The organism is Sphingomonas sp. Leaf67 (assembly GCF_001421965.1).
GTDB lineage: Bacteria > Pseudomonadota > Alphaproteobacteria > Sphingomonadales > Sphingomonadaceae > Sphingomonas.
The window spans coordinates 300722-314620 of the sequence record NZ_LMLP01000001.1; the positions used below are offsets into that span (position 1 = coordinate 300722).

A 13899-nucleotide genomic window follows, 5' to 3' on the forward strand; every position below is an offset into this window, starting at 1 on the left:
AGCGCCGATGACGTCGCATAGCAGAGCGAAAAATAGGCTTGGGCTCCACACCCGTTCTGCTAGGGTCGCGTCCATGACGACGACCAACGGGGCCACCAAACGCTACCGCGCCAAGCGCGACGCCATTCTTGCGGCGGCGGCGGAGGCGATCAACGAAGCCAGTGCGAAGGGCATGACCTTTGCCGACGTCGCCCGGCGCGTCGGGCTCAACACCACCAGCGTCACCTATTATTTCAAGCGCAAGGAAGACCTTGCCGCCGCCGCCTTCGACCATACGCTCGACTGGCTACAGGCGACGCTCGACGAAGCACTCCGCGAACCCACCCCGCAGGCCCGCGTCGCAAAGTTTTTGAGCGTCCATTTCGACCGGCAGCGTCGGATCGAGGCGGGCGAGGAACGCCCCGTCGCGATGCTATCCGACCTGCGCGCGATGGAGGACCCGTTCAAGGCACGCCTCCTGTCCGGCTGGCGCGACGTGTTTCGCAAGACCCGCACCCTGTGGGGCGACCCCGCCGACCGCACCGCCAAGGACATCTTCAGCGCCCGCGCCCACGTCCTGCTCGAAAACTGTTTCTGGCTGACCGTCTGGCTCGATCGCTACGAACCCGACCAATATGACCGGGTCGAGGCGCGATTGATGGACGTGTTCCTGCACGGCATGGCCGGCCCCGGCCAGCACTGGACACCGCGACCGCTCGCCCCCGAACAGGCCGATGCCGAACCGGCGCGCGACGCCTTTCTGCGCGCGGCCACCCGGCTCATCAACGAACTCGGCTATCGCGGCGCATCGGTCCAGCGGATCGCGTCCGAGCTGAACGTGACCAAGGGGTCGTTCTACCACCATCTCGATGCCAAGGACGATCTGGTTATCTCCTGCTATCGCCGCAGCTTCGACACGATCAGCGCGGCTCAGCGTGCCGCCGATCGCGCCGGCGGCAGCCATTGGCAGCGCTTGTCGAGCACGCTTGCGCTGCTGGTCGACGCACAGTTCACGGACCAGGGGCCGTTGTTGCGCACCACCGCCCTGTCCGGACTGCCGCTGACCGTACGACAGGCGATGGTCGACCGCTCCAACCGCATCGCCCGCCGCTTCGCCGGCACGATCAGCGACGGCATCGCCGAAGGCTCGCTTCGCGCAGTCGACCCGCTGATCGCAGCGCAGGCGCTGATGGCGTTGCAGAACGCCGCGTTCGATATGCGGAACTGGGCGGCGACGATGCCACGCGAGCGGGCGGTCGGGTTTTATGCGTCGACGGTGATGACGGGGTTGTTCGACGATCCGGTGGTTTGAACGACACGTTCTGTGTAGCGCCAGACCGGGACTTGATTACCCATCGGTCGGTGATGTTTTCAAACAGGGACACTCGTAAGTGGGCAGTCCAAATCCTGGGAAGACTTCTAATAGGCCGCAGATATGTCGACAGCTTACAACCAGTCAGTTTCGAGCAAACATGACCGACAGCCGCCCCGTAATGACCGATGCTGAATTCGAACAATCTGCATCCTATGCAGACGAACGATGGTGGATGACAGGGGAAGGACTGATCCATGTCCCGGCCGTCATGACCATCGAAGGATGGAACACCTACGGCCATCCCGGAAACCTTTTGCTTACGCCAGCACAGCGCACATTCATAATGTGGTCCGATATCGTGGGGCAGGTAAGTAACGGCGGCTTCGTTCAGTTTTGCGATAGCTACGCTCAGGACCTTGCCTTGGGCGTCGCTGCGGTCGACGCTCTGGAGTGGCCGGATCTACGCAAGCGGTTTCGCCGTGCAATGACGGAACAGGCCGGTGACGCAACCGAACCCGAGCGGCAGCAACCGGTTCCGTTCAGCGATGATCCTGAAAAATGGCGCGCAAGTCGCAAGCGATTGATCCGTCACCTCGCACGCAAACATAAGCGGTGGTGGCAACCGACAACGGCGAGGGATATTGCGATTGTCGAAGCACGCCATGACGCAGAATGGCAAATCGAACTTAAATATCAGATAGCGGTAGCGTCAGGAGAATTACCAAGTGGCGGAGAACGCTTTTTTGATTTCATCGATCCGCCAACTGTCGAGGCAGACGCGTTTGACGACTGGTTTTATACCGACAATACTAAGGCAACATCCATTATCTACGTTAACCGTTTTATCATGGAATACCGCGATCAATTGTATCGGACGGCCTAGATTGAATACCGATCGACGGCACGTTATGTAGATCAGCTCACGTACCGACCAACACCCCGCGATATTGCTCGCGCAACGCCGTCTTCCTCAACTTCCCCGTCGCACTGTGCGGTAGCGCGTCGACGAAGATCACGCGGTCGGGCAGCCACCATTTTGCAACCTTCGTCGCCAGATGCGCCAGCACCGCTTCCGCCTTCACCTCCGCGCCCGGGCGCGTGACCACGAGCAGCACCGGCCGTTCGTCCCAGCGCGGATGCAGCACGCCGATCGCCGCCGCCTCCGCCACGCCGGGGCATCCGACCGCGGCATTTTCCAGATCGACCGAGCTGATCCATTCGCCGCCGGATTTAATAACGTCCTTTGCACGGTCGGTAATCTGCATCGTGCCGTCGGGGTGAAGCATCGCCACGTCGCCGGTGTCGAACCAGCCATCGGGGGTCAGCGCATCGCCGCTTTCGTCGCGAAAATAGCGTTTGAGCACCCATGGGCCGCGCACCTGCAACTGGCCCGACGTCTCGCCATCGCGCGGCAGCACCGCGCCCGCTTCATCGACCGTGCGCAGTTCGACGCCGAACGGCACCTTGCCCTGTCGGCATACCTGATCGACCCGCTGGTCGAAGCTGAGGTCGTCCCAGTCCGCGCCGGCCGCGCCCATCGTGCCGATCGGCGAGGTTTCGGTCATGCCCCATGCGTGGTTGACGCGGACGCCCATCCGCATGATCCGTTCGATCATCGCGCGCGGGGCCGCCGATCCGCCGATCGTCACGACCTGCAGATGTTCGGGCGCGGCGCCGGTCGCGTCCATATACTGGAACATCGCGAACCAGACGGTCGGCACGCCCGCCGAATGCGTTATCCGCTCGCGGTTCATCAGGTCGCACAGCACGGCGGGTTCGTTGACCGCCGAGAACACGACCTTCGCCCCCACCGCAGGCGCGGCAAAGGGCAGGCCCCAGCCGACCGCATGGAACATCGGCACCACCGGCAGGCACACCGCCCGCTGCGACAGATCAAATTCGTCGGGCTGCAACTCGGCGATGGCGTGGAGCACGTTCGAGCGGTGCGAATAGATCACGCCCTTCGGATCGCCGGTCGTGCCGCTGGTATAGCAGATCATGCAATGGTCGCGCTCGTCCCCCTCGACCCAGGCGTAGTCGCCGGTCTCGGGCGCGATCAGCGCGGCGAAGGAGTCCGGCCCGTCGCCGTCCATCACGATGAAATGCTCGATACCGGGCAGACGCGGCTTCATCCGCTCGATGATCGGCGCAAAGGCCGCGTCATAGAGCAGCACCCGATCCCCGGCATGGTCGGCGATATAGGCCAGTTGGTCGTCGAATAGCCGCGGGTTGATGGTGTGGATGATGCCGCCCATGCCGATCACGCCATACCACGCGATCAGGTGATGGGCGTGGTTCATCGCCATCGTCGCCACGCGGTCTCCCGGCTCGATCCCCAGCCGCTCCAGCGCCTGCGCCAACCGCCGCGCATCGTACGCGATGCCCGCCCAGTTCGTCCGCGTCTCGCTGCCGTTCGCCCAGCGGGTGACGATCTCGCGACCCCCATGCTCACGCTCGGCATGGTCGAGCAGCCGGGGTACTCGAAGTTCGAAATCCTGCATTCCGCCCAGCACGCGCACTCTCCTTCGCGAACGGGGCCGTACCGCCCCTATCCGACGGCAGCGATCGATGGCTTAACCGTATCGAACGCCGCGCTGGCGACACCTTGCAGCCTGCCGACCCGTTCGGCAAGCTCGCCATCCAGCTGGAAATCACGGCCCAGGCATACCCGAGCTTCGATTCCATCGGCGGCAGGGATAGACACCCAGATTTCGCCACGGCCGCCGCGCTCGTCCAGGACCAGTCCCGCCAGTGCCGGATAGGCCGCAGCATCGTCGATGGTCAGGTCCAGCCGCAGCCGGACGTCGCGGGCGATCAGGTCGAACGGTTTGAGCGACTTGACCGTCGCCCGCGCGCTTTCATCCCCTGCACGGCGATCGAGTTCGAGCGTAAACAGGCCGCATCCGCCCACCTTGCCGGCGGCTTCCAGATCGTTCGCCGGCCCCTCATCGAAGCACGTCACCGGCACCTGCCCCGTCGCGTCGGAAAGCGTCGCCATCATGTACCGCTTGCCCCGCGCCGAGGTCCGCCAGCGCGCATCCTCGACCAGTGCCGCGACGGTCGCACCGACCCGGCCACCCTCCGGTACGGGCGTATCGGCCAGATCGGCGATTTTCCGCGCGCCATGTGCACTGGCGAGATGGGCGTAGCGATCGAGCGGATGCGCCGAGAAATAGAAGCCGAACGCGTCCTTCTCCGCCGCGATCGCCTGCGTCAGCGACCAGTGGACGTCGGGCATCCGGATCGCCGCCTCGGTCGCGCCGCTTGCTTCGCCGAACAGGCCGCCCTGCCCGCTCGACCGGTTCGCCTCGGTCCGCTGCGCCGTCGCCATCAGCGTGTCGGCCAGCGCATGGACCCCGGCCCGGTCGAGCGCGATACAGTCGAACGCACCGGCCGCCGCCAGCGTCTCGATCTGCCGCTTGTTCAGCAGCTTGGGGTCGACCCGCGTCGCGAAATCGTCGAGCGACTTGTACGGCCCCTTCGCCGCCCGCTCCTCGACCATCAGCTCCATCGCCCGCTCACCGACGCCCTTCAGCGCCGACAGCGCATAGCGCACCGCAAGGTCGCCACCGGTTTCCTCGACGCCGAAGGTCGCGTCGCTGGCGTTGATGCAGGGTGGCAGGCATTCGATGCGCAGCCGCTTCATATCGTCGACGAAGATCGCCAGCTTGTCGGTCTGCGCATAATCGAACGCCATCGACGCCGCATAGAATTCGTGCGGGTGATGCGCCTTCAGCCACGCCGTCTGATAGGCGAGCAACGCATAGGCCGCCGCGTGACTCTTGTTGAACCCATAGCCGGCGAACTTGTCGATCAGGTCGAACAGCTCGTTGGCTTTGGCCGCCGGGATACCGTTCATCTCGGCACAGCCCTTCACGAAGATCGAACGCTGCGCGTCCATCTCCGCCTTGACCTTCTTGCCCATCGCGCGCCGCAGCATGTCGGCGCCGCCAAGCGAATAGCCGGCAAGAATCTGCGCGGCCTGCATCACCTGCTCCTGATAGACGAAGATCCCGTAGGTCTCCTTCAGGATCGGTTCGAGCAGGTCGTGCGGATAGATCAGCTCCTCGCGCCCGGCCTTGCGCGCGCCGAATGACGGAATGTTGTCCATCGGTCCCGGCCGGTACAGCGACACCAGCGCGATGATGTCCCCGAAATTGCTGGGCCGCACCGCGGTCAGCGTCCGTCGCATCCCTTCCGATTCCAGCTGGAACACGCCGACTGTGTCGCCGCGCTTCAGCAGGTCATATGTGGCGACATCGTCCCACAACAGGCTGTCGAGATCGACGACGATCCCCCGCCGCGCCAGCAATTCCACCGCGAATTTGAGCACCGACAGGGTTTTGAGGCCCAGAAAGTCGAACTTCACCAGCCCCGCGCCCTCGACATATTTCATGTCGAACTGCGTGACCGGCATGTCGGACCGCGGATCGCGGTACAGCGGCACCAGCTCGCTGAGCGGTCGGTCGCCGATCACCACGCCCGCCGCGTGGGTCGAGCTGTGCCGCGGCAATCCCTCAAGCTTCATGGCGAGGTCGAGCAGCCGCCGGACGTCCTTCTCGCCGGTATATTGCTGGTGCAGTTCCGATACGCCGTTGATCGCCCGGTCCAGCGTCCACGGATCGGTCGGGTGGTTCGGCACCAGCTTGGCGAGGCGATCGACCTGCCCATAGCTCATCTGCAACACGCGGCCGGTGTCCTTGAGCACCGCGCGCGCCTTCAGCTTACCGAAGGTGATGATCTGCGCCACCTGATCGCGGCCATATTTCTGCTGGACGTAGCGGATTACCTCGCCGCGCCGTGTTTCGCAGAAATCGATGTCGAAGTCGGGCATCGACACGCGTTCGGGGTTCAGGAAGCGTTCGAACAGCAACCCCAGCTTGATCGGGTCGAGGTCGGTGATGGTGAGCGCCCACGCCACCGCCGAACCCGCGCCCGAACCACGCCCCGGCCCGACCGGAATGTCGTGATCCTTTGCCCATTTGATGAAATCGGCGACGATCAGGAAATAGCCCGGAAACCCCATCTGACAGATGACGTCGAGTTCGAAGTCCAGCCGCTCGAAATAGTCCGGAAACTTCGCTTGCAGCTCGGCCTCGGACAGTTCGGGGATGGTGCCCGTCGCCGCCGGCGTCGGGGCATCTTCCCACGGCGCGGGCGCGTCGACCGCGACTTCGGCCTGGACCATGCCCGCTTCCAGCGCGACGATCTTGCGCAACCGATCGACCAGCCCGGCGCGCGAATCGACGCGCAGCTTCAGCGCCTCGCCCTCGCGGTCGCCGGCAAGGCTGGGCAGGATCGGCTTGCGCTTCGGCGCCGCCACCGCGCAACGCTGCGCCACGACCAGGGTATTGGCCAGCGCCTCGGGCAGGTCGGCGAACATTTCCTGCATCACCGCTGCGGGCTTCAGCCATGCTTGGGGCGACGACCGCTGCCGATCCTCGCTCGCGACGTAGCTGGACGAGGCGATGCACAGCATGGCGTCGTGCGCGTCGTGGAAATCGGCGTCGGCGAAGCAGCACGGATTGGTCGCGACCAGCGGCAGATCGCGGGCATAGGCGAGGTCGAGCAACTGCGCCTCGGCCCTCGCCTCGACCGGATCGTCGCGCCGTGCGATCTCGACATACAGCCGGTCGCCGAACAGTGCCTGCAACCGGTCGACATAGGCGGTCGCTTCGTCGTCGCGCCCGGCCGCGAACAGCCGCGCCAGCGCCCCGTCACCCGCCCCGGTCAGCGCGACCAGCCCGTCGCTGCGCCCGATCAGCGCATCGATCGGCACATGCGCGGGAACCTCGACCGGCCGGTCGAGATGCGCCATCGACACCAGCGCGCACAGATTGTCATAGCCGCGCGCGTCCTGTGCATAGAGCGGCAGCCAGTCGATTTCCGGCTCCTGCAGCTCCGGCCCGCCCGGCCGCGCGACCGCCAGCAGCGTGCCGACCACCGGCTGGACGCCCTGATCCCTGCATGCGTCCGAAAACGCCATCGCGGCATAGAGTCCGTTGCGATCGGACAGCCCGGCGGCGGGAAAGCCCAGCTTGCGCGCGACCTTGGCAATCGCCTTCGGTTCGATCGCGCCCTCCAGCATGGTGTAGGACGAAAAGATACGAAGCGGCACGAACCCGGAATGCGTCATCCGATGCACCTAACCATCGCCGGCTGATTCGACCAGTGGAGCGGACACGGAACCACGACGAACCGCGCCCGTTCGCTGCGGCGACAGGAGGACCACATGATCGACCACGCCCGCGAACCCCGTATCACCGCCCCCGGCTGGGGCTCGTCGCTCGCCTATGGCATCGTGTCGGTCGTGGTCGGCATCCTCGCCTTTGCCGCCCCCTTCCCCGCGACGCTGGCTGCGACGATGATCGTCGGCTTCCTGTTCCTCGCCGGCGGTGTGGCGTCGCTGATCGCCGTGGTTCGCGGGCGTAACGGGCGCGGCTATGCGCTGCTGTTCGGGCTGCTGTCCGTGGTCGCGGGCGGCTATATGGTGCTGGTGCCGGTCGGGGGCGCATTGTCGCTGACGCTGATGATCATCCTCTGGCTTGGCGCGCGCGGCATTATGGAGTTGTTCGTCGGCTTCCGCTTCAAGCGGCTTAGGGTTCCAATGCTGCTGCTGGGCGTGCTCAACATCGTGCTGGCGATCCTGCTCTACACGACCGTGCCATGGTCGGCGCTGACCCTGCCGGGCTATATCCTCGGTGCCAGCTTCCTGTTCGGCGGCATCGTCGCGATCATGGGGGCGTTGCACGACCGTCGGGAGCAGGCGGCGTAAGGCGAACCCCTGCTCGTCGGATAGCGTTACGCCAACGCCGCCAGCACCGCGCCTTCCAAATCCTCCGGTCTGGTCGTCGGCGCGAACCGGGTGACCTGCCCGTCGCGCCCGACCAGGAATTTGGTGAAGTTCCACTTCACCGTTTCGCTGCCCAGCACGCCGGGGGCAGCCTGTTTTAGCGCGCGGAACAGCGGCGCGGCGTTGGCTCCGTTCACATCGACCTTCGCGAACACCGGAAAGCTGACGTCATAGGTCAACGAACAGAATTGCGCGATCTCCGCTGCATCGCCCGGCTCCTGCCCGCCAAACTGGTTGCACGGGAAGCCCAGCACCGCAAAGCCCTGCTTGCCGAGCGTGCGGTGCAACGCCTCCAACCCGGCATATTGCGGGGTGAACCCACATTTCGATGCGACGTTGACGATCAACAGCGCCTGGCCGCGATTCGCCGCCAGCGTCGTCTCGGCACCATCGGCGGTCCACACCGGTAGATCGTACAGGTCGCTCACACCAGCACCCCGTCCCGCAGCCGCACCACCCGGTCCATTCGGCTGGCCAGCCGTTCGTTGTGCGTCGCGACCAGCGCCGCCGACCCCTGTCCGCGCACCAGCCGGAGGAATTCGGCGAACACCACATCGGCGGTCGCCTCGTCCAGATTGCCGGTCGGCTCGTCCGCCAGCACTAGCGCCGGACGATTGGCCAGCGCGCGCGCCACCGCGACCCGTTGCTGCTCGCCGCCCGACAACTGGCTGGGACGATGACCGAGCCTTCCCCCCAGCCCCAGTGCGGTCAGCAGTTCGGTCGCACGCGCATCCGCCTCCTTGCGGTGCCCGCCACGCACCATCTGCGGCAGCACGACATTCTCCAGCGCGTTGAAATCGGGCAGCAGATGGTGGAACTGATAGATGAAGCCCATCCGGTCGCGCCGCACCACCGTCCGCGCGTTCGATCCGAACCCGGCGACTTCCTCGCCGCCGATGAAGATCTCGCCCTCGAACCCCCCTTCGAGCAGGCCGACCGCCTGGAGCAGCGTCGACTTGCCCGACCCCGACGGCCCCAGCAGCGCCACGATCTCCCCCTGCCCCACGGTCAGGTTCACGCCGCGCAGGACGTGGATCGTCGCTTCCCCCTGCGTGAAGCTGCGCCGCAGGTCGCGGGTCTGGAGGACGGCATCAGTCATAGCGCAGCACCTGCACGGGATCGGTATTGGCCGCCTTGAACGCCGGGTACAGCGTGGCGAGGAACGAGAAGAGCAGCGCGGTCAACGCGATGGTGACGATTTCGACCGTATCGGGGTCAGACGGCAGTTCGGTCAGGTAGCGCATCGTCGGGTCCCATATCTCGATCCCCGTCAGCCGGCCGATCCCGCCGATCACCTGCTGCCGGAACGCGAGGAAGACGAAGCCGAGCACCAGCCCCGCCCCCACGCCCAGCGCGCCGATGGTGGTGCCGACCGTCATGAAGATGCGCAGCAGCCCGCCGCGCGTCGCCCCCATCGTGCGCAGGATCGCGATGTCGCGCGTCTTGGCGCGGACCAGCATGATGAGCGACGACAGGATGTTGAATACCGCGATCAGGATGATGATCGACAGCACGGTGAAGGTCACGATCCGGTCGACCGACAGCGCCTGGAACAGCTCCGAATTGAGCTGCCGCCAGTCGGATATCTGCGCCTGTGCCACGAACTTCTCGCGGAGCGGCTTCATGATCCGGTCGATGTCGTCGGGATCGGTCGTCTCGATCTCGATCATGCCGACCGAATCACCGGTGAGCAGCAGTTGCTGCGCGTCCTCGATCGGCATGATGACGAACGCCTTGTCATAATCGTAGACCCCGACCTCGACGATCGCGGCGACGCGGTACGGCACCTGCCGGATCATCGTGCCGAACGGAGTCGTCGGCCCCTGCGGGCTGATGATCGTGATCTCGCTGCCGACGGTCACGCCGAGCGACATGGCAAGCCGCGACCCGATGACCACATTGCCGCTGCCCGCCGTCACGGGAGCGAGCGACCCCTGCTTCACATTGTCGCGGATCGTCGGGGTCGCGCGGATGTCGCCGACCCGCATGCCGCGCGTCAGGATGAACTCCGACCGCCCGTTATAGGTCGCGAACAGCGGCTGTTCGATCAGCGGCGTCGCGCTGGTGACTCCGGGCGTGCGCCGTGCCTCCTCGGCGATGCGGCGCCAGTCGGGCAGCTGGTTGTTGTACCCCTGGATGATGGCATGGCCGTTCAGCCCGACGATCTTGTCGAACAGCTCGGCACGGAACCCGTTCATCACGCTCATCACGATGACCAGCGCCGCGACGCCCAGCATCACCGCGACGAGGCTGATCGATGCGACCAGCGCGATGAACGCCTCACCCCGTCCGGGCAACAGATAGCGGCGGGCGATCATCCGCTCGTAACGCGATAGCAGCATAAGGGCGGTCGGTGTCCTCGAACGGAGCCCCCTCGAACGGGGCGTTGCAGGGGCTGTAGGTAGGCGCTGGTCCGACTTCAATCCATGCTGTTGCCAAATCGACACATGGTTACGAAAACCGTAGCAAAGCTGCCGCAAGGCCGGTGACAGACTCGGTCCGGTTCCGTATCGAAGATCTTACGAAGCGCAGGCAAGCAAGGCCACGGTTCGGGGAGGCCAACCGGCTCCGCCCTGGAAGGGGGGAAGGGGCGTAGAAGCGGTGGCAACCAAGGGGGCTGACGAGCGATCGTCACGCAGGCGGCCGGGCTGGCAACAGCCCGGCCGTTTGCTGTTTCAGTGCTTTGGATTCGTGGTTGGGCGCTGGTTGCCGGACCCTGTCGCGCTTCCCTTCTCGGCGAACGCTTTGCCTGTAAGCTGTTGTTATTTGTAACAGAACTGACAAATTGGTGGGCAGCCGCGCGCCAAAGGTCACGAAAGTCACACTTGCCACGTTTTGGCGGGTTACCCGGGTTACCGAGACCTCTGCGAAAGTCGCGCACTAAACCAAACCGAGCGGTACCCCGGCAAAGGCCGGGGTCCAGTTGGAAAGTTTTTTCGTACGTTGCGAACGTCCCCCAACTGGGCTCCGGCCTTCGCCGGGGTACGGTCATTGGAGTTTCGCAGAGGTCCCGATTACGGGGGTTACGTCGATCGACGTGCGGACGGTGTCAAATAGCGGGGCGGAAGACCGCCAGACCGTAATGATGCCAGGCGCAGGCGCTGTAGGACAGCGGTTCGCCGACACAGGCATGGATACCCGCACGCCAGAGCCTTACCCCCCCCCCGCGACCATCCCAAAAGATCGTCCCGAAAACCCTCTTGAAGCACCCAAACAACGAACCATATCGGTTCACGAACGGTGCCTGTCGGGCCGTTCGCGAACCGGCATCGCTTCGTGGATGCCGCTCGGTTCAACTCGCTTCTGTTGGAGGATTTGACATGCGTAGCTTCGACTTCACCCCGTATCGCCGCTCGACCATCGGCTTCGATCGTCTGTTCGACATGCTCGAAAACAACGCGCGCGCGACGACGGGCGAAAACTATCCGCCCTTCAATCTCGAACGTCTGGCCGAAGACCGCTATCGCATCACGCTGGCGATCGCCGGTTTCAAGCGCAAAGAGGTGGACATCACCGCCCAGCAGAACCTGCTGGTGGTGTCGGGTCGCAAGGCCGAGCAGACCGACGCACAGAAGAGCGCGGTCCTGCATCTGGGCATCGCCAACCGCAGCTTCGAACGCCGGTTCGAACTGGCCGATTTTATCGTCGTCGAAAACGCCGACCTTGCCGATGGCTTGCTGACCATCGACCTGCGTCGCGAAATCCCCGACGCGATGAAGCCGCGCCGCATCGCGATCGGCGGCACGACCGAACAGCCGGTCATCGCCAATGACGCGGCCGGGAGCGACGAATCGGCACACGCCGCCTGACCTGCGGCGCGCTGTTTGCTGGCGCGCCGGGAGGCGGGCGTCCGAACCGGATGGGTTCGGGCGCCCGTTCGCGTTTGTGAGACGCCCCTTGCCACGTCGTCCTTCTCGAGCAGGCGGGAATTCACAAACGCAACGCTTGCGATCGACGTCCAAACGTCAGCGTATATGGATTTCCGCCTTCGCGGGAAGGACGAGTGGAATTAAACCAGCCGCGACTGCTTCACCGCCGCGGCGACGAAGCTCGCGAACAGCGGGTGCGGATCGAACGGCTTGGACTTCAGCTCCGGGTGGAACTGCACGCCGACGAACCATGGATGGTCGGGCCGCTCGACGATTTCGGGCAGCATCCCGTCGGGCGACATGCCGGAGAACACCAGCCCGCCAGATTCCAGCATCTTGCGATAGCCGGTGTTGACCTCATAGCGATGGCGATGCCGCTCGCTGATCGACGTCCCGCCATAGATCGACGCAACGACCGAATTGCCCGTCAGCGTCGCTTCATAGGCGCCCAGCCGCATCGTGCCGCCCAGATCGCCGTCCGATTCGCGCTTCTGGATGCCCTCGGGGCTCATCCATTCGGTGATCATGCCGACGACCGGCTGATCGGTCGGGCCGAATTCGGTCGACGACGCGTCCGGAATCTTACCGGTGGTGCGAACGCCCTCAATACAGGCCATCTGCATCCCGAAGCAAATCCCGAAGTACGGCACCTTGCGCTCGCGTGCGAAGCGGACGCTGGCGATCTTGCCTTCGGCCCCCCGCTCGCCGAACGCGCCGGGAACGAGGATCGCGTGGCACGGCTCCAGCTCGGCGGCGACCATGTCGTGATCGCCCTCGAACAGCTCGGCGTCGATCCAGCGGATGTTGACCTTCACCCGGTTGGCGATGCCGCCGTGCACCAGCGCCTCGTTCAGCGACTTGTACGCATCCTGCAGGCCGACATATTTGCCGACCACGCCGATCGTGACTTCGCCTTCGGGATTCTGGAGGCGATCCATGATGTCGCTCCAGCGCGACAGGTCGGGCGCGTCGCCCGGTTCGATCCCGAAGGCACGCAGCACCTCGGCGTCGAGCCCCTCGGCATGATATTGCTCGGGCACCGCATAGATGCTCGACGCGTCGAGGGCGGGAATGACCGCAGCGGCCGGCACGTTGCAGAACAACGCGATCTTCGCCCGTTCGCTCGCCGGCAGCGGCTTTTCGCAGCGGCAGACCAGCACGTCGGGCTGTACGCCCAGCGCCGCCAGTTCGCGCACCGAATGCTGTGTCGGCTTGGTCTTCAGCTCGCCCGCCGCCGCGATGTAGGGCACCAGCGTGACGTGGATGCTGATCGAGCGGCCGCGGCCGAGCTCGTTCTTGAGCTGGCGAATCGCCTCGATGAACGGCAGCGATTCGATGTCGCCGACCGTCCCGCCGATCTCGCACAATACGAAATCCAGATCCTGACCGTCGTCGTCGACGGTATCGGCCTGTGCGAACGCCTTGATCGCGTCGGTCACGTGCGGGACGACCTGCACCGTCGCGCCCAGATAATCGCCACGCCGTTCGCGCTGGATGATCGTCTGGTAGATCCGCCCCGAGGTGACGTTGTCCGACTGATGCGCCGACACGCCGGTGAAGCGTTCATAGTGACCGAGGTCGAGGTCGGTTTCCGCCCCGTCGTCGGTCACATAGACTTCGCCATGCTGATAGGGCGACATCGTGCCCGGATCGACGTTCAGATACGGATCGAACTTGCGGATGCGGACCTTGTAGCCCCGCGCCTGCAAGAGTGCTGCGAGAGAGGCCGCCATGAGGCCCTTGCCGAGCGACGAGACCACGCCGCCGGTGATGAAGATATACCGCGCCATGGGAGATATCGCCTAGCGTCGAACGCCATCGCCGCCAAGCGCGGGATTGCTCCCACGCCCGCGAAATACGACGGACCGGTTGATGAAAGTGGT

10 protein-coding genes are annotated in these 13899 nt (G+C 64.9%); 4 read left to right on the forward strand and 6 right to left on the reverse strand.

Translation table 11 applies throughout. The features are described from left to right. The first annotated feature begins 73 nt into the window (after positions 1-73). Positions 74-1291 (forward strand): TetR/AcrR family transcriptional regulator, encoded by a 1218-nt coding sequence (locus ASE90_RS01415; RefSeq protein ID WP_055994934.1) that lies wholly within the window; start codon positions 74-76, stop codon positions 1289-1291. A 181-nt stretch (positions 1292-1472) separates the two neighbouring features. Continuing rightward, complete coding sequence (locus ASE90_RS01420) at positions 1473-2177, forward strand: DMP19 family protein (RefSeq protein WP_235531612.1); 705 nt, start codon at positions 1473-1475, stop codon at positions 2175-2177. Positions 2178-2214: 37 nt separating this feature from the next. On the opposite strand, the gene ASE90_RS01425 is transcribed toward ASE90_RS01420, so the two are convergent. Both ASE90_RS01425 and dnaE read right to left on the reverse strand, forming a co-directional pair. Then, entirely contained in the window at positions 2215-3795 is a 1581-nt protein-coding gene (locus ASE90_RS01425; protein ID WP_055994940.1) for a long-chain fatty acid--CoA ligase, read from the reverse strand. Positions 3796-3842: 47 nt separating this feature from the next. Continuing rightward, positions 3843-7430 (reverse strand): DNA polymerase III subunit alpha, encoded by a 3588-nt coding sequence (gene dnaE, locus ASE90_RS01430; protein ID WP_055994943.1) that lies wholly within the window; start codon positions 7428-7430, stop codon positions 3843-3845. A 96-nt stretch (positions 7431-7526) separates the two neighbouring features. On the opposite strand from dnaE, the gene ASE90_RS01435 reads away from it, so the two are divergent. After that, entirely contained in the window at positions 7527-8069 is a 543-nt protein-coding gene (locus tag ASE90_RS01435; protein WP_055994945.1) for an HdeD family acid-resistance protein, read from the forward strand. 26 nt (positions 8070-8095) lie between these two features. On the opposite strand, the gene ASE90_RS01440 is transcribed toward ASE90_RS01435, so the two are convergent. From ASE90_RS01440 to ASE90_RS01450, 3 genes are read right to left on the reverse strand one after another with little or no spacing between them, the layout of a single operon-like run. Next, a complete protein-coding gene (locus ASE90_RS01440) occupies positions 8096-8575 on the reverse strand; it encodes a glutathione peroxidase (RefSeq protein WP_055994947.1) in 480 nt (159 codons plus the stop codon). After that, the gene (locus ASE90_RS01445; protein WP_055994950.1) at positions 8572-9246 is read right to left on the reverse strand and encodes an ABC transporter ATP-binding protein; all 675 of its coding nucleotides are present in this window, start codon (positions 9244-9246) and stop codon (positions 8572-8574) included. Before ASE90_RS01445 ends, ASE90_RS01440 begins: the two co-directional genes overlap by 4 nt. Then, on the reverse strand, positions 9239-10489 hold the full coding sequence (locus ASE90_RS01450) for a lipoprotein-releasing ABC transporter permease subunit (protein WP_055994953.1): 1251 nt from the start codon (positions 10487-10489) through the stop codon (positions 9239-9241). Before ASE90_RS01450 ends, ASE90_RS01445 begins: the two co-directional genes overlap by 8 nt. Before the next feature lie 978 nt (positions 10490-11467). Here ASE90_RS01450 and ASE90_RS01455 point away from each other — a divergent pair. Beyond that, positions 11468-11956 (forward strand): Hsp20 family protein, encoded by a 489-nt coding sequence (locus tag ASE90_RS01455; RefSeq protein ID WP_055994956.1) that lies wholly within the window; start codon positions 11468-11470, stop codon positions 11954-11956. A 200-nt stretch (positions 11957-12156) separates the two neighbouring features. Here the strand turns inward: ASE90_RS01455 and ASE90_RS01460 are convergent, their stop codons facing one another. Further along, complete coding sequence (locus ASE90_RS01460; RefSeq protein ID WP_055994959.1) at positions 12157-13806, reverse strand: CTP synthase; 1650 nt, start codon at positions 13804-13806, stop codon at positions 12157-12159. Between the last annotated feature and the right edge of the window lie 93 nt (positions 13807-13899).